This window comes from Amycolatopsis sp. 195334CR, assembly GCF_017309385.1.
Taxonomy (GTDB): Bacteria; Actinomycetota; Actinomycetes; order Mycobacteriales; family Pseudonocardiaceae; genus Amycolatopsis.
In genome coordinates this window covers 600,113-619,013 of sequence record NZ_JAFJMJ010000003.1, presented here as the reverse complement: position 1 = coordinate 619,013, position 18,901 = coordinate 600,113, and the positions used below count along the sequence as shown (strand labels likewise).

Here is an 18,901-nt window from a genome sequence, read left to right as displayed (position 1 = left end):
GGGCTCACCACAGTTGCCGACGTTGCCAAGAAGGTCCCGCGATGCTCGGCGGCTCGGTGTTCGCTGGACGGATCGCGTGCCAGCTGACCGTCCACTGTTCCGGTGGGAGCGCGAGGGCCGCGCACACCTCGCGCGACAGCACCTCGGGGCTGCGTCCGCGCCACGGCGTGTACAGGAACACCTGGTACTCCTCGCACCCGAGAGCGACGCAGAACAACTCGGGATCGCGGTAGTCGTTGGTGGCCCAGTCGGCGCGGAGGCCGTGGGTGCGCAGGTGGGTGTGGTCGAGGTTGGTCAACACGTACCGCCCGGCGGTGCGCACCGGCGTTTCCCAGGAATGGTCGGCCGAGACCCGGGCGATCTCCGCGTCGTACTGCTCGGCGGGGAAGGAAACCCCGTGTGGCATCGGCACTTCGAGTCGCCATTCCCAGTGGACCAGGTCGCCGTCGCGGACGATGGTGACGTCGGTGGAGCCGCAGCCGTACACCCCGCAGCCGCACCGGGCGATCGGCACGGTGTGCGGTTCGGCGGTGGCGACCAGCCGGTTGTCCGGGATGAGCAGGTCGAACGGATCCATGCCGAGGCCCGCGCCGGCGGCGGTCATCTCGACGCCGTTGACGTGGACCAGGACCTGGAAGCCGCGGGCTTCGTCGGGTGTCGGAGCCACGGCCAGCCGCAGGGAGTCCACGCCGGGGCGCCGCGTGATCCCGCCGCCCGGTGCCGCGTAGTAGCCGGGCGGAATGCGACCGGGGAGGGGAATGTCGAGTTCCTGGAGCACGCGTTCGGCCAGTTCCCGCAGGCCCCAGGTCGAGTCCCGTGCCGAAGTGCCGGCGAGGTCGCGCAGCGCGGGGGAATCCAGCCCGCCGGCCAGGGCCGCGCAGGCCGCGTCGATCAGTTCGGCCGGCCCGCCGTCGGGATCGGCGACCCAGCTCGCCAGGGCGTCGTGCAGCCGCTGCTCCGGGGTTTCAGCCATGTCCGCCGCCCATCCGCCCGAGGAACGCGACCGTGGCCGCGCTCGGGAGTTCCGTGGTCACCGACATGGTCTCCCAAGCCGGAACCGGACGGGGGAGCGGGATGAACCGCGCCTGGTCGGTCTTCAGCGAGAAGGTCTCCGGCACCAGCGCCACGCCGAGGCCGAAGGCGACGAGTTCGAGCAGCGAGTGCACGTCGGTGACCTCGAGCGCCACCTTGCGGTGCACCCCGGCGTCGGCGAGCACGGCGTCGGCGTGGTCGCGGGTGCCCCAGCCGGGGTGGAAGTCGACGAAGCGCTCGTCGGCGAGGTCGGTGAGGCGTGCCTCGGCGCGACCAGCCAGCGGGTGCTCGGGTGCGCAGGCGAGCACGAGGCGTTCGGTGCCGAGCGGGGCGAGCCGGAGGCCCTCGGGGCAACGGGACGGTCTGGCCACGAAGGCGAGGTCGAGCGTGCCGGTCCGCACCTGGTCGAGCAGTTCGGTCGAGCCGCTGTGCCGCAGCCGGACGTCCAGTCCGGGATGGGCGGTGACGAAGTCACGGAGCAACTCCGGCAAGGGGAGCGAGTGCAGGCACTGCAGCGAGCCGATGGCCAGGGTGCCGCGGACCAGGCCCTGCACCGCGGCCACGGCGTCCCGGCCGGCGTCGGCGGCGGACAGGGTGCGGCGGGCCTCGACCAGCAGGGCCTCGCCCGCGCTGGTCAGCCGCACCTGGCGGGTGCTGCGGCGGAACAGTGGCGCGCCGAGTTCCTTCTCCAGCGACCGGATGGCGGCCGACAGGCCGGACTGGGCCACGTGCATCCGCTGCGCGGCCCGGGTGAAGTGCGACTCCTCGGCGACCGCGACGAAGTACTCGAGCTGGCGGAGTTCCACCACTGATCACCCAGTCTGCTTAGTCGGATCGGTTTCTTCTGTTGGACAGCTTAATGCGCGGGGCGCAGGCTGGGGGACGTACGACCCGACCAAGAGGAGTTCCCATGCAGACGCGCCGGATCGGCGGAACCGAGGTCAGCGCCATCGGACTCGGCGGCATGCCGATGTCGGTCCAGGGCAGGCCGGACGAGAGCCGGTCGGTGGCCACCATCCACGCCGCGCTGGACGCCGGGGTGACGCTGATCGACACCGCCGACGCCTACCACCTCGACACGAGCGATCCCGGGCACAACGAATCGCTGATCGCCCGCGCGCTGGCGAGCTTTCCCGGCGACACCTCCGCCGTGCTGGTCGCCACCAAGGGCGGCCACACCCGGCCGGGTGGGCGCTGGGAGCTCGACGGTTCGCCGTCGTACCTGAAGCGCGCGGCCGAGGCCTCGCTCAAGCGGCTCGGTACCGAAGCGCTCGGGCTGTACCAGTTCCACCGGCCGGATCCGGAGGTCCCGTACGCCGACTCCATCGGTGCGCTGGCCGACCTGCTCGACGAGGGCAAGATCCGCTTCGCCGGTATCTCGAACGCGAACCCGGAGCAGATCCGGCTGGCGAACGAGATCCTCGGCGGCAGGCTCGCCGCCGTGCAGAACGAGTTCTCGCCCGCCTTCCGCTCCAGCGAGCCAGAGCTGGAGCTGTGCACCGAACTCGGCATCGCCTTCCTGCCGTGGAGTCCGCTCGGCGGCATCGCCAAGGCCGAGGACCTCGGCTCGCGGTTCGCCCCGTTCGCCGAGGTGGCGCGGGCGCACGACGCCAGCCCGCAGCAGGTCACCCTGGCCTGGATGCTGGCGAAGTCGCCGGTGGTCATCCCGATCCCCGGCTCGTCGCGACCGGAGACCATCCGGGCTTCGGCCGCGGCGGTGCACCTGGAGCTGTCCGGTGCCGAGCTGGCCGCGCTCGACGGTCAGGGGGCGGTGAGCGGTTCCGCCTCGTAGGCCCGGTGCATGAGGTCCACAAAGGAGGGTGCGGCGGGGAGCTGGACCGTGTCGATGCCGTGCACCGCGATGCCCGGGGTCCACGAGTTCAGCACCACCGCCCCGGTGAGCCGGGGCAGGTCGGCGAGGGTGATCTCCTCGGTGCGCTGGGGCACGCCGAGCCGGTCCAGCTGCCGCCCGACGATGGCCATGGTGATGCCGTGGAGCAGCTCGGCCTCGGGCCAGACCACCGCGGTGCCGTCCCAGAAGGCGAGGTTCCAGATGGTGGCCTCGCTGATCCGGCCGCGCCGGTCGAGGAAGGCGGCGTCGTCGAAGCCCTCGGCGACGGCCTGGCGCAGGAGGTAGGTCTTGGCCGCCTCACCGACCTGCTTGCGGGCGGGCAGGAACCGCTCGTGCTCGGCCGCGGACAGCCGGAGCGGGCCCGCGGGCGGGGTGGCGGCGGGGCCGGTGCGGACCAGCACGGAGAGCTCCGCCTGCCCGTCGGGCACGGTGAACTCGCGGTTGGCGGAGAACACCGTGGCGGTGAGCGACTGGTCGGCCGGTCCGGCTTCGATGGCCGTCCGCAGGTGGGCGCGCACCTGCTCGTCGGGCAGTGCCGTGCCGAACATCTCCGCCGAGGCCTCGCGGAGCCGGTCCAGGTGCAGGTCGAGGCCGCGGATCCGGTGGTCGCGCACCTGCAGGGCGGTGAAATGGGCGTAACCGGAGAAGGCGAGCGGCGCCAGTTCCTCCGCCGTCGCGTCCTTGCCGTCGAGCTGGGCAACAAACTGGTTCATGATCGCCACGGTAAAGCTTCACACCGGTATCAAGGACAAGTGCCGGTGCGCCAGATCACAGGCGGCCACCCGGCCCGGAATACCGCGGCGGGTGACCGCGTTCTCCCCGCGGAAGGAGTTGAGGCCGAAATGACCAAGTCCACCGAGCGCGCCGTCCTGGCCGGCGGGTGTTTCTGGGGATTGCAGGACCTGTTCCGCGCGCAGCCGGGGGTGGTGTCGACCCGGGTCGGCTACACCGGCGGGGACGTGCAGAACCCGACCTATCGCAACCACCGCGGCCACGCGGAGGCGCTGGAGATCATCTTCGACCCGGCGGTGACCAGTTACCGCGCGCTGCTGGAGTTCTTCTTCCAGGTGCACGACCCGACCACGAAGGACCGGCAGGGCAACGACATCGGCACCAGCTACCGGTCCGCCATCTTCTACGAGGACGACGAGCAGAAGCGCGTCGCCGAGCAGACCATCGCGGACGTGGACGCCTCGGGAAAGTGGCCGGCGAAGGTGGTTACCACGGTGTCCGGTGACTGGACCTTCTGGGAGGCCGAGGCCGAGCACCAGGACTACCTGGTGAAGCAACCCGGCGGCTACACCTGCCACTACGTCCGCCCCGACTGGACCCTGTCGACGGCACGGGCGTGATCCGGGCGGCGGGATCGCGGGCGTACCGCCCCGATTCGCCGACGGTGTGAGCAAACAACGAACCGCGGTCCGGTGACGGGCCGCGGTTCGTTGTTTCCCGCGGCGGGCGTGGCCGGCGCACTCGCAATTGATCTTTCATACCAGAACACCGGTCGCGGCAATTTGTCATATGGGCCTGATCCGCGCCGCGGGTGCGGTCATAATATGTCGGTCGGCTGTCCGGGCCGGCCGGATATTTGCTGGAGGGGGCCGTGTCTCAGCTGCCACCGGCTCTCTACCGCACGATCGTCGTAGTCGATGTCGAGGGCTTCACCTCACCCGGACGTTCGCTGTCCGACCGCCTCGCGCTGCGCGAAGGCATGTACGACCTGCTGAAGATCGCGTTCGGCGAGAGCGGTGTCGACTTCGGTTCCTGTGCGAGTGAAGACCGTGGCGACGGCGCGCTGATCCTGTTGCCCATCGGCATTTCCAAGACCGTGGTGGCCGACCAGCTGCCGGAACGCATCGCGGTCGCGCTCCGCCGGTACAACGTGACGCGCGTTCCGGAAGCCCAGATGCGGCTGCGGGTCAGCGTGAACTCCGGCGACGTGGTGCACGACGGGAACGGCTGGGTCGGCCAGGCGATCGACATCGCGTTCCGCGTCGTGGAAGCACCGCCGGTCAAGACGGCCTTCGCCGTTTCCGATCGCTTGGTCGCGTTCATCTCGCCGCCGGGTTTCTACGACGAAGTGATCAAACTGGACTCGGGACTGCTGCCCGATTCCTACACCGCGGTACCGATTTCGGTGAAAACATTCACCGAAACGGTCTATTTCCGCCTGCTGGGTGAACCGGTGCGGCCGAAGCCGCAAACTTCGGTGGCACTCTCGCCGCCGCCCGAAAAAGCCGTGTCGGCCGAAGTGGGCGACGACCTCGTGCTGGAGTTGATCCCGCCGTCCGGCCTGGCGGAGTTGCGTCGCCAGCTCACCCGGATGGACGTCCCCCGATTGTCGGTACTGGTGAGCCGCGCGCTCGGGCCCGCCGTCCCGTTGCCCTCCCTCGCCGGGATCACCGACGCCTGGGACGCCTTCGAGTTGCTGACCGACTTCAACGCGGGCCCGGACGGGATACCGCCCGCGATCAGCTTCCTGCGCCTGCTGGCAGCCGGGACAGGTGGGGCCCCCGCGGCCGCCGTCAACGACTGGATCGACGACCAGGCCCACCGGCTGCGCCTCGGTCCCGCACTGGCCGAACAACGGAGAACCCAGCCGCCCCTCACCGAAAGTTCCCGGCTGCACCTGATGATCATGGTCGAACCGGTTTCCGCTGATCCGGGCCGCTGCACGCTCGCCTTCTGGCGACAGGACGATCCGGACGTGTGGCCACCGCCGCTCGGCGGGATCCGCGAAGTGGGGATCGACGAGGTCGAATACCGGGTCGACGAACTGATCCTGGAGACCGAAGACGTCTGGTCCGATCAGCGGATCGCCGCGGCGGTGGAATTCCTGCTCCCGCGGACCCTCATCAACCTGCCCATTCAACGCTGGGCCAAAGAACACGCTACGGGTCAGCCGGAACCGCTACGCTACGGCTACCGGCTGGGGATACGGTCACTGGAACGCATGCGGTCCAAGCATTGGCACCGGGCGTGGAACGTGCGCTGGAACTCCATGCTGGAAGACCCGTCGGCCGAGCGGCTGCACTACTCCGGTTGCCCGGAATTCGAGGAGTTCCCCATCGACGCGATACTGAGCGACGAGCGCTGGATCGGCCTCGTGATGGCGAAACCACCCGCCCCCGAGCCGGATGCGCTGCCGGACGAGCTGACCACCGCGCTCCGCGGCGGGCTTCCGGTGATCCTCTGGCACCCGGAGGCGGGCCCGGAGAACCTGCGCGAGTTGCTCGACTGGTTGCTGGACGAGGAGAGCGGCTTCATCGGTCTCCCGGAACGCCGGAAACTGGCGAATTCCCGCGCCGCGCTGCCGTTCGAGCATTCTTTGGTCGAGGATCTGGTGGTATTGTGGGACGATCCGAAAAGGGTAATTGTGCTCGGTCAGCCGTTGCTCCCGAATCGACAGTAGGGGGATACCGCGGATGAGCGTGAACGATCAGGACGCGGCCGTGACACCGGGACGGCGGGCGGCGCGATTCGAGGCGCCGGACTGGTGGATCTACCGCGGTACCGGCAGGCCGATCCACGACATCGACCTGGCCCGGCTGCTGCCACCACCGCCCCCGTGGCGTTCGTACCGCGGCGGTCCGTTGCCCGAGCACGACGTGCCGCCGCCGGACGACGGTGAAGCGGAGCGCCGGCTCGGCACCGCGTTCACCCTGTCCGGCCACGACATCGATTTCGACGAACTGAACATGGTCAACGCCGCCATCCTGTTGCGGCGGCCCCTGCTGGTCACCGGCAATCCGGGCACCGGCAAATCCAGCCTCGCCTACCGGATCGCCCGCGAACTCGGCCTCGGCCGGGTCCTGCGCTGGGCGATCACCAGTCACACCACGTTGAGTTCCGGGCTCTACGGGTACGACGCGATCGGCCGGGTCCAGGCCGCCGCGACCAGCCAGGCGCGGCTCGGTGAGGAGACCGAGGAACCACCGATCGGCGATTTCGTCCGGCTCGGGCCGCTGGGCACCGCGTTCCTGTCCGCCCGCCTCCCGCGTGTGCTGCTGATCGACGAATTGGACAAATCAGAAGCCGATCTGCCCAATGATCTGCTGTCGATCTTCGAAGACGGCGAATTCACCATCGACGAGCTGGCGCGGGTTCGCAACCGGCACCCTGAAGTCACCGTGCACACCCATGATCCGCAGCGCACCGCGGTGGTGCACGACGGCCGTGTGGCGTGCCATGCCTTCCCGATCATCGTGATGACCAGCAATGGTGAGCGGGAGTTCCCGCCCGCGTTCCTGCGCCGCTGCCTGCAATTGCGCATCGAGAACCCGGACCACGCTCAGCTCGCCGCGATCGTTTCGAGTCACCTGGTCGACGAAAACGGCGATTATCGCGACGCCCTCATCCGGGAGTTCGCCGAACGCAGCAAAGCGCAGGGCGGGTTGCCGACGGACCGGCTACTGGACGCCGTCTACCTGGCCACCTCCGGTGCCTACCAGCCGGACCGCGATGCCTGGCCGCGATTGGTGGAGGCCCTCTGGCAGCGGCTGACGGTGCGGTGACGTGGACAGGCCCGCCGGTGCCCCCGAACCGCGTTCCGCCCCGGCGGAACCGGTAGCGGCTGACGCCCGCCCGGCACGGGCGAAGCTGGGCTTCGACGACTTGAGCTGGACCGACGTGGCGGACATCGTCTGGCTGGCCGCGGCCATCAGTCCCGCCGCCGAGACGGCCGAACCGGAGCAGGCGGTCCGGCCGAGTCCGCTCCCCGGACGGAATCCGGTTCGTAACGCACGTACGGAATCCCGGGAATCCCCGCCGCGCCCGGCGCCGGTCACCGAAGCGCCCGCACCCGGCACGTGGCCGGAAGAACTCGTCGTGGGCATCGAAACCGCGCCGGCCGAACGTTCCGAACAGCCCGAACCGACGGTCGACGGCGTCGGCGCGGACGGTGGCGCCCTGCCCGAAACGCTCGAGTACTTCCGTGCATTGCGCACGTTGAAACGGAAGGCGCCCGCGCCGCGACATCGCAACATGGTGCTGGACGAGGAGGCGACCGCGGTCCGGGTTGCCGAGACCGGGCAGTGGTGGCCCGTCACCCGGAGGTGTGAGGAACGCTGGCTGGACCTGACCATCGTGCTCGACAACGGCCCGTCGATGGCGTTGTGGCGGCCCCGGGTGTCGGCGTTCGTCGCACTGCTCGAACGATTGGGTGCGTTTCGCACCATCCAGCTCCGGTTGCTGGAGACCGCCAAGGACAACGGGGAGGACACCCTCGTACTGCGGGGCGGCACGCCAGGAGCGCCCGCGCGCGACCCGGCCGAGATCCTCACCCCCGGCGGCAGGCGCGCGGTGTTGCTGCTGACCGACGGTGTCGGCGACGCCTGGCAGAAGGGTGTGCTGTACCCGTTGCTGGCGCGCTGGGGCCGGGCGTTGCCGGTCAGCATCGTGCACCTGCTCCCGCAGTGGTTGTGGGGCAGGTGCGGGCTGAACCCGCGCAAGGCCAGGCTGACTGTGCCGGGGGCGCTGAAACCCAACAGCCGGTGGGCCTTCGACCTGTCCGATTCCTGGCTCGACCCCGATCCGCCGGATCGGCGGGGGGTCGTGCCGGTGCCCGTGCTCGAACTGCGGCCCCGCAGCCTGACCTGGTGGGCCCGGCTCCTCGCCGGCGAGCACACCGGATCGGTAGAAGGCACCGTCTTGCTCACCACCGACCGCGTCCGCCAAGATGAGGCCGATGATCCGCTCGCCGCGTTGTCACCCACCGAAAGAGTGCACCGATTCCGGAGCGTGGCCTCCCCGCTGGCGTTACGCTTGGCCCAACTGCTCGCGGCGGTCCCGGTCCACCTCGACGTGGCTCGTCTGGTAGGCCAGCGCTTCCTGCCCGAAGCAGGCCCGGAACACCTGCTGGAACTCGTCGTGTCCGGGGTGCTGTACAGTCCCGAACTCAAGGAGGGGCAGTCCACTTGGGACACAGGTGGGGTTTTCGCCTTTCCCCAGGCAGTCCGGGAATTGCTGCTCAGCGGCGCGCGGCGTTCAGAAACTGCCGGTGTCGTGCAGGTGGCGGCCACCCATTTCGGTGGACGGATTCCGGTGCTCGGTCACCTCCGGGACGCCATCGCCGACCCGCACAACACGCCGGACCCGGTGGCCACCCATGCGTCCGAGGCCGACCTGGAGCTGGAAGGTGCCGTCCTTCGCGCGCTTTCCGGCCCGTACCTGTCCCGAGCCGACCGGTTGCGGAACTCTGTTCTGCGCCGGTCTTCCGTCATGTCTGGTACTGAATCAATTAAGACGTCAATGAAGACTGAGAGTCCCAAGATGCCCGAGACGGCTGAACGCCCCTCCGCCTCCGCTCCCGCGACGGAGGGACATCCGCCCTCTCTCGACGATGGTGGTTTCGCGGAGTCGCCCACCCGGCCGGTCGCCCATCCGCTGGCGACGGGCACCACCAGAAACTTCCCCGACCGGCAGCCCGACGATCCACCACCGGTGTGGGGGAACGTCCCGGCTCGCAACCCCAACTTCACCGGCCGCGCCGAACTCCTCGACCAGCTGGCCAGCCGGCTGAACAGCGGTACCACCGCCGTGCTCCCGTCGGCACTGCACGGTCTGGGTGGTATCGGCAAGACCCAGATGGCCGCCGAGTACATCTACCGCCACCTCAACGACTACGACCTCGTCTGGTGGATCGACGCCGCCCACACCACGCAGATCCGGGCCGGGCTCACCGAACTCGCCCGCGTGCTCGGGGTCCAGGGCGCTTCCGAGGCCAATGTCGCGGTGCCCGCGGTGATCGAGGCGTTGCGCACGGGGCGGCCGTTCCGCCGCTGGCTGCTGGTCTTCGACGCGGCGGAAAGCCCCCAAGACGTGCTGCCGTTCTTCCCCCGCAACGGTCCCGGCGAAATCCTGATCACCTCCCGCAACTCCGACTGGGCCGGTATCGCCCGTCCGCTGGAGTTGGCGGTGTTCAAGCGGGAGGAAAGCGTCGAACTGCTCGGCCGGCGCGGTCCGGAGATCGATCCCGGTGACGCCAACGAACTCGCCGAGAAGCTGGGTGACCTGCCGCTGGCCGTCGAACAGGCGGCAGCCTGGCGGGCGGTGACCGGGATGCCGGTGCGGGAGTACCTGCGGTTGTTCGACGACTCGGTCGAGGAAATCCTGGACACGGCCTCAGCGCCCGACTACGAGGTGTCCGTCGCCGCCGCGTGGAACGTTTCGTTCGAGGAGCTGAAAACCCGCAATCCGGCGGCGCACCAGATCTTGCACATCTGTGCGTTCTTCTCGCCCGAGCCGATTTCCCGTGACCTGCTCACCGGCGTCAGCCGGGTGTCCATCTCCCCGGAACTGGACGCCGCGCTGCGCGAGCCGATGAAGCTGGCGCGGGCCATCCGCGACATCAACCGGTACGGCCTGGCGAAGATCGACCACGGCAGCAACACAATCCAGTTGCACCGGCTCGTGCAGTTGGTGCTGCGCAACCGGGTGATGGCCCCGCAGGTGCACGCCACGATGCAACACGGTGCGCACCAGCTGCTCGCCGCGCTGGACCCGAACGACCCCGAGTCGAGCCGCCACTGGCCGCGTTATCGTGAGCTGCTGCCCCACGCCTACGCCGCCAACGTGCTGGACTGCGACGACGACTGGCCGCGTCAGCTGCACATCAACCTGATGCGCTACCTGTTCGAATTCGGCGACCACGAGGAAGCCGCGAAGCTTGGTTCGCAGGCGCGGGCGCGCTTTACCGAAACCCTGGGCCCCACGCATCCGCAGACACTCGACGTGTCTTCCCGGCTGGGCCTGTACCTGTGGGCGATCGGGCGGTACACCGAGGCCGCCGAACTCAACCAGCGCACGCTGGCCCTGCGGCTCCAGGTTTCCGGTGAGGAGAACGAAGAAACCTTCGCCCTGCAGCGGAACATCACCACCGACCTGCGCGCACAGGGTGATTTCGCCGCGGCCACCAAGCTGAGCGAAGAGATCTACCACAAGGCCAAGCGCATGTTCGGCGAGGACGATCCGGAGACGCTCAACGCCGCCTACCAGCACGGGATCAGCTTGAGGCTGTCCGGTGCCTATCGCGCCGCCGCGGAACTGGACGAGGACACCCACCGACGACGGGTCGAGGTGCTCGGTCGCGACCACGTTCGCACCTTCAGCACGAACAGCGCGCTGATCGTGGACCTCCGCGAGGCCGGTGAGTACGGCCAGGCCCGGGTCCGGCAGGAGCGGCTGACGGAGAACTTCCAGGCCCGGTTCGGCGAGGAACAGCCGGACGCCGTCGTCAACAACTTCCTCCTTTCGGTGGCCAGGAGGAAGGACGGCGACCACCCGGGTGCGCTCGCGCTCTCCACGGTCGCCCTCAAGCGGTTCCGGCTCGCCTACGGTGACGCCCACGCGACCACGATGGCTTGCGCCCTCGCGCATTCGATCGATCTCCGCCACTCGGGCGACCTCGCCGAGGCGAAGAAACTGGGGGAGCAGACCTTCGAGCGCTATCGGAGCGGCCTCGGTGAGCGTCATCCGCACACCCTGGGGGCCTCCGCCGACCTCGCGGTTACCCTGCGGCTCCAGGGCGATGTCACCGCCGCTTGTGCCATCAACGAACGCGCGCTCGAACTCTTCCGCACCACCATCGGCCCGGACCACCCGTACGCGGTCATCGTCACGATCAACCTGGCGAGCGACCTGTCGGCACTGGGTGAGCTGGAACGGGCGGTCGAGCTGGGCCGGGACGCGGTCGAGCGGGGCCGTCAGGTGCTCGGTGACGAGCATCCGACCCTGCTGGCGGCCCAGTTCAACCTCGGCTTGGACCTTGCCGCGACCGGTCGCGAAGAGGAAGCCGCTCCCCTGCACGACCCGATCCTGGTCAAGTACCGCCGGATTCTCGGCGAGGCACATCCGGGAACCCAGGCGGCGGTCGGCGGCGCTCGGGCCGACTGCGACATCGACCCGATGATGATGTAACCGTCAGCGGGTTTCCGGCACGAGGCCGCCGATCCAGGCGGCGATCTGCTCCACGGCCGGTGGGCGTGGGGCGGAAGTGCGCAGGCGCCGGTGCAGTGCCCGGACGAGTTCCGGGCACTGCACGAGCGCGCGAGCGGCTGGGTGAGGCCCGCGGGCGGCTAGCGCCAGACCGAGGCCGACCAGGGAGTTCGGGCTGTCCGGATCGGTGGCCAGTGCCGCGCGGTAGCGGTCGGCCGCTTCGGTGAAATCCCCGCGGGCGTAGGCGAAATCGGCCACGGTGGCGCCCGGGACGGCGGTCCAGCCGGCCAGTTTGCCGTCGTTGGCGAGCCGGACCAGGTCGGTCCTGGCGGGGCACCACGACCCGTCCGGTACCGGTGTCGGTGGCAGGCCGGTCGAGGTGAGCTCGAGATCGGCGGGTGGCCGCGAGCGCCCGGCGAGCCAGTGCCGCGCCAACTCGGCGATCACCCGCGGGTCCGGGCGCAGGTGACGCGTGCGCCAACCGGCGAAATGGTCGTGCGCGGCGGCTTCGGCCAGTTCTTTCGCTTGCGCCGAAACGGTTTCGTCCTGCCAGGGGCCGAGGCGTTCGGCGATCCCGTCGAGGAACCGCGTCCCGGCACCGGTCAGCGTCGCGTCGTTGCGCAGTGCCTGCAGGGTGTGCCAAGTTTGCCGTCGCCAGTAGGCGAACTCGAACTCGGTGCGCGGTGAACCGGCACCGGCGGCGAGCGCCCGCCAGAATGCCGTGACGCCGAAAAAGGCATAGACCCCTTGCAATGCGCCGCTGAACGGTCGGGGGTCGTCTCGCCAGGGTACGTACAAGCGTTCTCGCGGATCCGGTTCGTGCAACTCGACCAGGTGCAGCAGGCCACCGAGCACGATGTGCTGGAATTCGTGGATCAGCGTTTCGGCCAGGGACATGCCGTCCGCGGGCAGGCCGACCACCGCGCTGCCGAAGGCTTCTCCGGTCGACGCGCTCGGGTTCCGGAAGCGCACCTGGGGTTTCGGCACCAGCGAGGTCAGTCCGACCGGCATGGTCCTGGCCAGTGCGGGCAACCGCGCGGTGACCAGTCGGCAGGCCTCGTCGATGAGGTGCTGCCAATGCGTGAGTTCCCCGGCGGAGAGCCGCGCGGGTGGAAGTGGTTCGTAGAGGCCGCGGTACGGGTCGAGATCGTCCAGGAACAAGGAGAACCGGTGTGCGCCGACCTGGCTCCGCACCTGGCGGATGCCCCACCAGCCCGGGCCGTCGTCGGTCGAGGTGCGGGGAAGGGTGACGGTGGTTCCGGCGTGGGACACGCGGTACCGGCCCGCCGAGCCGCGCACCGTGGCGAGCGAGAACGCGGCGCGGGCGGGGAACCGGGCGGTGCCGAGTGAGGGCAGCACGGCGTTGCCGTTCCACACGGGAATCCGGTTTTCGAAGTCCAGTCCGGCCCGGATCGCCGCGGCCGCCGAGATGGCGTGCGCGTGGCCCAGGTGCATCCACAGTGGACCGACGCCGTCGATCCCGTTGCGCAGCAGCCGGGTGGTGTAGCCCGCCCAGCTCCCGGTGTACGGATTGGTGAGCATGCGCTTCACCACTCGCGGTGCCCTGGCCTCGACGCGGGCCAGCAGCTCCCAGAACGCCTCCAGCGGCGGCAGGGATCCCAGTCGCGCCGGGGATTTCGCCGCCTCGGTCAGCAACGCGTGGATCAGCAGCTTGCGCCGGCTGCGTTCGGCACGGCGCAAGCGGCGGGTCACGCCTTCGTCACCCTCGAGCCGGGCAAGGGCGTCGAAATCCCGCCAGGACAACCGATGGAAGGCGGGGTGCTCCGACGACATCAGTCGATTCGCTCACCTGATCCGCCCGCTCCGCTCCGATAACGGGCGCGGAGGCGCGTGGTCCGGTCCACCACGTGCTGCACCGAATGGTGGAGGGCGTCCTCGTCCAGCTCTCGCAGGGCGGTGAAAGGAACCGCGTCGAGATCGATCAACGCGGATTCGATGTCCGGTTCGGTGCCTGTCGAAAACGAACTCATCGTGCCGATCCCCTCCACCCGACAAACGGTTGTGAGAGTTTGACCTGAACAAGGATAGCTGAGATTTCCGGATTTCGGCCCCGGCTGGTTCAGGTCTGGCTCGCCGGTGGGGGTGGCGGGCGGCCCGCGGCGAGTTCGCGGAGGGCGAGCGGCTGTGTGATCGTGATGCGCTGGCGCGCCGTGCGCACCACGCCGAGCTTGCGCAGTTCGTCGAGGCCGCGGATCAGCGTGCTCCGCGAAACCCGGGCGAAACCGGCCAGTTCGCCTTGGTTGAAGCGGAGTTCGACCTGTTCGCCCGCCTGGCCGGACTCGTGTTGCAGTGCCAACTCCAGCAGCACGGCGGCCAGGCGCTGCGGGAAGTCCGGGCCACCGGATTCCAGGCGGAGGCGGTCGGACTGCTGGAGGCGGATCGCGGCCATGCGAAGGATTTCCTCGGTGATGCGCGGCCGCGCGCGCAGCACACCGACGAATTTCTCCCGCGTCACCACCAGGGTGTGCACCTCGTCGATGGCCGACATCGTCGCGGTTCTGGCGAGCCCGCTGATCGGGCCCAGTTCACCGACGATCTCGGACGGGCCGCGGGCGGCCAGCGGCGCGTCGTCGCCGCGGTAGTTGGTGGCGCTGACCTTCACCCACCCGCGCAGCACCACGAACACGCTGCTCGGCGGACTGCCTTGCAGGGCGAGCACCTGCCCGGGCTGCCAGACCTTCAGGTGGCCCGCTGCGGTGAGCGCGGCCTGCTCGTCCGGTGTCAGCCGCAGCCACATCCGGCGTTCCTCGGCCTCCGCAGTCGAGGAACCCCGCACGTGGCCCTCCGCTTTGTTCCATCTGACGCATCACCCGCGCCGCCGGTCGGCGAGCATGGGAGCGGGTGGCCCGGCCACCGTGGTTTTCGGTAATCATGCCAGGTCACAGGTGAGTTCACCAGGTTTGGCCAGCACCGGAGGAGGGCGTCATGCGTACTGCCGAGAGCGTCCGGCGGCGATCCACCGACCGCCGCCGGACGCCGCCCCTGCCGCATCCGGGGACGCCGCGATCGCTGGCCGTGAGCCCGGCGGTGGTCCTGCCGCATCCTCCGCTGGGCTGGGAACCGGCCGCCGTCCGCGCCCTGGGCAAGTCCCTCGGCACGGCGTTGACCTGGACCCTGGTCTTCGGCCCGCTGGGGCTCTGCTACCTGTCGATCGCGTTCGGCCTGGTCGCCACCACGGCGGCGGTGGTGGCCGTGGTGGTCGGCGGCGCCGCGCTGGTCGCGGTGATCTGGCCGGTGGCCATGGTGCTGGCATTGCTGACCACACCGCGCCGGAATTGACGATTCCGGGACATTTCCGGGCGAAAACAAAGGCGGCGCCACCTAATGGGCGAAATCCCAGCGGGTGGCGCCGTGGGGTTCCGACCCGGTGAGCTTGCTTTTCAAGATCAGGTCGAGACGAAGAAGGTCGGCGGAACCGGATCGGTCGAGGTTGCGGGTGGTGATGGGTTCGGTCATACCTCTTGATCGAACGCGTCGCCGCCGATTCGACGCCTCGTCACGACGAATTCCCGAACCAGCGCGCCAGACCGGTTTCCAGTCCCTGCTGGTCGTCACCGACCCAGGCCACGTGGCCGTCCGGGCGCAGCAGCGCCGCCGGTGCGTCGAGTTCCTCGCTGACGTCGACGACGTGGTCGACCCGATCCGCCCAGCCCGCCACCGAAAGCCGTCCGGTCTGGTCGAGCAGCAGGCCGCGACCCCCGCGCGTGAGCTCGTAGAGGCGGCCCCGCTTGAGCTTCACGTCGCGCAAGCGCTTGCCCAGGAGTTCGTGGCCCTCACCGAAGTCGTAGCGCACGCCGATCGCGATGATCATCTCGATGAGGTACCGGTTCACCTCCTCGAACTCGGTCAGCTTCGTCAGCAGCCGCCGCACCGCCCGCGCACCCGGCTCGGTGGACATCAGCACGGCCTGCGCGCGCGTGTTGTCCAGCACGTCGGCCGCGACCGGGCGCCGTTCGGCCTGGTAGGTGTCGAGCAGGCCGTCCGGTGCCCAGCCGGCCAGTTCGGCGGCGAGTTTCCAGCCCAGGTTGAACGAGTCCTGCAGGCCGAGGTTGAGCCCCTGCCCGCCCATCGGCGGGTGCACGTGCGCCGCGTCGCCGGCGAGCAGCACCCGACCGGACCGGTACCGCTCGGCGAGCCGCGTGGCGTCGGTGAAGCGGGACAGCCACCGCGGTGAGTGCACGCCGAAGTCGGTACCGGCGTAGACCCGCAGCTGTTCCTTGACCTCCGCGAGCGTCGGCGGGACCGAACGGTCTTCGGACACGGTGGCGGCGGGCACCACGACGCGGTACGCGCCGTCGGGGAGTTGCCCGAGGCCGAACCCCTTGTGGGTTTCGCGGACCTTGGCCACCACGGAGTTCACCGTTTCGACGGGGGCGTCCGCCTCCATTTCCCCCAGCATCGTCTCGGCCTTCGCGGGTTCGCCGGGAAAGTCGACGCCGAGCAGTTTGCGCACCGTGCTGCGGCCGCCGTCGCAGCCGACGAGGTAGCGCGCCCGCTCGCGCGTGCCGTCGGCCAGTTCCGCGGTCACGCCGTCCTCGTCCTGGCTCAGCCCGGTCAGCTCGCTGCCGCGGCGGATCTCGGCGCCGACCTCGGCGGCGTGCTCGGCGAGCAGGCGGTCGGTGGTGGTCTGCGGAATGGCGAGGACGTAGGGGTGCGCGGTGTCCAGCCGGTCGGGCGCGGGCGTGGTGATGCCGGCGAAGAAGCCGCCGACCGGGGTCTTCCTGCCGTTGGCGAGGAACCGGTCCAGCAGCCCGCGCTGGTCCATCACCTCGATGCTGCGCACGTGCAGCCCGAGCGAGCGGACGAACTTGGGCGGTTCGGCCTCCTTCTCCAGCACGAGCACCCGTGCCCCGTGCAGTCGCAGTTCGGCGGCCAGCAGCAAGCCGGTCGGCCCGGCGCCGGCGATGATCACGTCGATCAAGGAACCCACCATTCGAGAGGAATCGCGTCGGCCGCAGATTGTGCGGCACCACCGGGGTCTTGCCGCAAGCCCCGGGGTGCGCTATATGTTGGAAGTGGCAGGGAGAGGTTTTTCCTGCCTTGTCTTTTGTGGACGGTCAGCCGATCGCTTCGGCCAGTTCGACGATGATCCCTTCGGGGCCGCGGACGTAGCAGATCCGGTAGCTGTTCTCGTACTGCGCCAGCTCGCCGACGAGTTCCGCGCCGTGCGGCCGCAGCCGGTCGAGCACCTCGTCGATGCCCTCCACGGAGAACAGGATGTGGCGGAGGCCCGGTGCGTTCGACGGGGCGCGCGGGTCGCCCGCCGGGCTCGGCGGGGTGTGGTACTTGATCAGTTCGAGCCGTCCGTCGCCGTCCGGGGCCCACATCATCGCGATGTCGGTGCGCACGCCTTCGAGGCCGGTGATCCGGTCGACCGTGGGGCCGTCGAGCGAGGCCTCGCCCTCCAGCTCGAGGCCGAGTTCGGCGAAGAACGCCTTGGCCGCTTCAAGATCGCCGACGACGATGCCGACGTGTTCCAGCTTGGTCATGGTGGCTCCTCGGTGCTGTGGTTGACACCGCTGGGTCGGAGCCGGGAGCGGCACTTCGACACCGAGTGACTGTGACCTGGGTCACGGCGAATGCTAGGTCTGTGGGTGGTCGCCGAGGGTGGTGAGGAGGCGGCGTAGCAGGCCCGCCAGTTGGTCCTGGTCGTCGCCGCTGAGGTCGCGTAGGAGCGAGGCCTCCAGGTCGATGTGGTCCACCACCACCCGGTCGATCAGCTCCCGGCCCTCGTCGGTCAGGGAGATGAGGACGCTCCGCCGGTTCGCCGGGTCGACCTCCCGGGTCACCAGGCCCCTGGCCACCAGGCGATCGATGCGGTTGGTGATCGCACCCGAGGTGACCATGGTGGCTTCGACCAGCTGACCGGCGGTCAGCCGGAACGGTGGACCGCACCGGCGGATGGTGCCCAGCACGTCGAACTCCCACAACTGCAGGTCGTGCCGGGCGAAGTTCTCGCGCAGCTCCCGCTCCAGCAACCGGCAGGCGCGCTGGATCCGCGCCACCACGCCCATCGGCCCCGGATCGAGGTCGGGCCGTTCGGTGCGCCACTGGTCCAGTCGCCAGTCGACGTTATCGCGCACGCACCCCTCCGGAACATCTCAACGTGAAACTGTTTGACGTCACCCTAACAGACAGCTACGTTCCTTAACGTTGAACATTTCAATGTTAAGGAGTCTGCATGCCCGCCCGCACCCTCGGGGTGACCGCGCTGACCGCCGCCGTGCCGGTCAGCTGGGCGACCACCTACCTGGTCACCACCGAATTCCTGCCACCGGGGCACCCGCTCGTCTCCGGGGTGCTCCGCGCGCTGCCCGCCGGGCTCGTCCTGCTCGCCATCACGCGGAAACTGCCGCGTGGTGACTGGCTGTGGCGTTCGCTGGTGCTCGGCACGCTCAACATCGGCGCCCTCTTCGCGCTGCTCTTCGTCGCCGCCTACCGGTTGCCGGGTGGGGTGGCGGCGACGCTGTTCGCCGTGCAGCCGCTGCTCGTCGCCGCGCTGGCGTTCGTCGCGCTCGGCGAAAGACCCACGAGCCGGCGCCTCGGGTGGGGCCTGGCCGGGGTGGTCGGCGTCGGCCTGATCGTGGTGCGCGGCCAGGTTTCCTTCGACCTGCTGGGCATTCTCGCCGGGCTCGGGGCGGCCGCGGTGATGGCCGCCGGGCTGGTGCTGACCAAGCGCTGGGGCCGCCCGGACGGTGCCGGCCCGACGACGATCGCGGCCTGGCAGCTCACCGCCGGTGGCCTCGTGCTCGTTCCGTTCGCGCTCGCCTTCGAAGGGCTTCCCCCCGCGCTGGACGCCCGCGCGCTCGGCGGTTACGCCTGGCTGTGCGTGGTCGGCGCGCTGCTGTCCTACCCGATCTGGTTCTACGGCCTCGGCAGGCTGCCCGTCGTCGCCGTGTCCTTCCTGTCCCTGCTCTCACCCGCGGCCGCGACGCTCCTGGGCTGGTTGTTCCTCGACGAGTCCCTCACGGCATGGCAGGGCGCCGGATTCGCGCTCGCGCTGACCGCCATCGCCGCCGCCCAGTTGCCTCCGAAAACCGCCGTCGTCAAAACCGCCTGAAA

General features: G+C 69.7%; 17 protein-coding genes. 7 read left to right on the top strand and 10 right to left on the bottom strand.

Annotated features, from left to right (window positions below; translation table 11 throughout):
* Nucleotides 1-4: 4 nt before the first annotated feature.
* Together JYK18_RS39935 and JYK18_RS47280 are read right to left on the bottom strand one after the other, a co-directional pair.
* Nucleotides 5-973: a hypothetical protein gene (locus tag JYK18_RS39935; protein ID WP_206809078.1), complete on the bottom strand. Its 969-nt coding sequence runs from the start codon at nucleotides 971-973 to the stop codon at nucleotides 5-7.
* Nucleotides 966-1,838 (bottom strand): LysR family transcriptional regulator, encoded by an 873-nt coding sequence (locus JYK18_RS47280; RefSeq protein WP_206809076.1) that lies wholly within the window; start codon nucleotides 1,836-1,838, stop codon nucleotides 966-968. The genes JYK18_RS39935 and JYK18_RS47280 overlap by 8 nt, the downstream gene beginning before the upstream one ends.
* 104 nt (nucleotides 1,839-1,942) lie before the next feature.
* Between JYK18_RS47280 and JYK18_RS39925 the strand changes: the two genes are divergently transcribed.
* Nucleotides 1,943-2,824 carry an aldo/keto reductase gene (locus JYK18_RS39925; RefSeq protein ID WP_206809075.1) on the top strand — a complete coding sequence of 294 codons (882 nt, stop codon included), beginning with the start codon at nucleotides 1,943-1,945 and terminating at the stop codon, nucleotides 2,822-2,824.
* Here JYK18_RS39925 and JYK18_RS39920 read toward each other — a convergent pair.
* Nucleotides 2,794-3,597, bottom strand: a complete 804-nt coding sequence (locus JYK18_RS39920) for an aminotransferase class IV family protein (RefSeq protein ID WP_206809073.1) — start codon at nucleotides 3,595-3,597, stop codon at nucleotides 2,794-2,796. The genes JYK18_RS39925 and JYK18_RS39920 overlap by 31 nt on opposite strands.
* A 129-nt stretch (nucleotides 3,598-3,726) precedes the next feature.
* Here JYK18_RS39920 and msrA point away from each other — a divergent pair, with 129 nt between their 5' ends.
* From msrA to fxsT, 4 genes are all read left to right on the top strand, one after another.
* Nucleotides 3,727-4,236, top strand: coding sequence for a peptide-methionine (S)-S-oxide reductase MsrA (gene msrA, locus JYK18_RS39915; protein WP_206809071.1), 510 nt, complete (start codon nucleotides 3,727-3,729; stop codon nucleotides 4,234-4,236).
* A 251-nt stretch (nucleotides 4,237-4,487) separates the two neighbouring features.
* A complete protein-coding gene (locus JYK18_RS39910) occupies nucleotides 4,488-6,296 on the top strand; it encodes a hypothetical protein (RefSeq protein WP_206809070.1) in 1,809 nt (602 codons plus the stop codon).
* Between the two features lie 13 nt (nucleotides 6,297-6,309).
* On the top strand, nucleotides 6,310-7,398 hold the full coding sequence (locus JYK18_RS39905) for a MoxR family ATPase (protein WP_206809069.1): 1,089 nt from the start codon (nucleotides 6,310-6,312) through the stop codon (nucleotides 7,396-7,398).
* A gap of 1 nt (nucleotide 7,399) precedes the next feature.
* Nucleotides 7,400-11,800, top strand: coding sequence for an FxSxx-COOH system tetratricopeptide repeat protein (gene fxsT, locus JYK18_RS39900; protein ID WP_206809068.1), 4,401 nt, complete (start codon nucleotides 7,400-7,402; stop codon nucleotides 11,798-11,800).
* A 3-nt stretch (nucleotides 11,801-11,803) separates the two neighbouring features.
* Here fxsT and JYK18_RS39895 read toward each other — a convergent pair whose 3' ends face one another.
* The 3 genes from JYK18_RS39895 to JYK18_RS39885 form a co-directional block, all read right to left on the bottom strand.
* On the bottom strand, nucleotides 11,804-13,531 hold the full coding sequence (locus JYK18_RS39895) for an HEXXH motif-containing putative peptide modification protein (RefSeq protein WP_307796271.1): 1,728 nt from the start codon (nucleotides 13,529-13,531) through the stop codon (nucleotides 11,804-11,806).
* Nucleotides 13,532-13,611: 80 nt separating this feature from the next.
* A complete protein-coding gene (locus JYK18_RS39890) occupies nucleotides 13,612-13,827 on the bottom strand; it encodes a hypothetical protein (RefSeq protein ID WP_307796270.1) in 216 nt (71 codons plus the stop codon).
* Nucleotides 13,828-13,898: 71 nt separating this feature from the next.
* Nucleotides 13,899-14,615 (bottom strand): Crp/Fnr family transcriptional regulator, encoded by a 717-nt coding sequence (locus JYK18_RS39885; protein ID WP_307796269.1) that lies wholly within the window; start codon nucleotides 14,613-14,615, stop codon nucleotides 13,899-13,901.
* 149 nt (nucleotides 14,616-14,764) lie between these two features.
* On the opposite strand from JYK18_RS39885, the gene JYK18_RS39880 reads away from it, so the two are divergent.
* Nucleotides 14,765-15,118, top strand: a complete 354-nt coding sequence (locus tag JYK18_RS39880; RefSeq protein WP_206809066.1) for a hypothetical protein — start codon at nucleotides 14,765-14,767, stop codon at nucleotides 15,116-15,118.
* A gap of 42 nt (nucleotides 15,119-15,160) precedes the next feature.
* Here JYK18_RS39880 and JYK18_RS47830 read toward each other — a convergent pair whose 3' ends face one another.
* The 4 genes from JYK18_RS47830 to JYK18_RS39865 form a co-directional block, all read right to left on the bottom strand.
* Nucleotides 15,161-15,295 (bottom strand): hypothetical protein, encoded by a 135-nt coding sequence (locus JYK18_RS47830; RefSeq protein WP_277992426.1) that lies wholly within the window; start codon nucleotides 15,293-15,295, stop codon nucleotides 15,161-15,163.
* A 40-nt stretch (nucleotides 15,296-15,335) separates the two neighbouring features.
* Nucleotides 15,336-16,760: a rifampin monooxygenase gene (gene rox, locus JYK18_RS39875; RefSeq protein ID WP_206809065.1), complete on the bottom strand. Its 1,425-nt coding sequence runs from the start codon at nucleotides 16,758-16,760 to the stop codon at nucleotides 15,336-15,338.
* A gap of 136 nt (nucleotides 16,761-16,896) precedes the next feature.
* A complete protein-coding gene (locus JYK18_RS39870; RefSeq protein WP_206809064.1) occupies nucleotides 16,897-17,328 on the bottom strand; it encodes a VOC family protein in 432 nt (143 codons plus the stop codon).
* Nucleotides 17,329-17,421: 93 nt separating this feature from the next.
* Nucleotides 17,422-17,922 carry a MarR family winged helix-turn-helix transcriptional regulator gene (locus JYK18_RS39865; RefSeq protein WP_206809063.1) on the bottom strand — a complete coding sequence of 167 codons (501 nt, stop codon included), beginning with the start codon at nucleotides 17,920-17,922 and terminating at the stop codon, nucleotides 17,422-17,424.
* Nucleotides 17,923-18,020: 98 nt separating this feature from the next.
* Between JYK18_RS39865 and JYK18_RS39860 the strand changes: the two genes are divergently transcribed.
* Nucleotides 18,021-18,899 carry an EamA family transporter gene (locus JYK18_RS39860; RefSeq protein WP_206809062.1) on the top strand — a complete coding sequence of 293 codons (879 nt, stop codon included), beginning with the start codon at nucleotides 18,021-18,023 and terminating at the stop codon, nucleotides 18,897-18,899.
* Nucleotides 18,900-18,901: the final 2 nt, after the last annotated feature.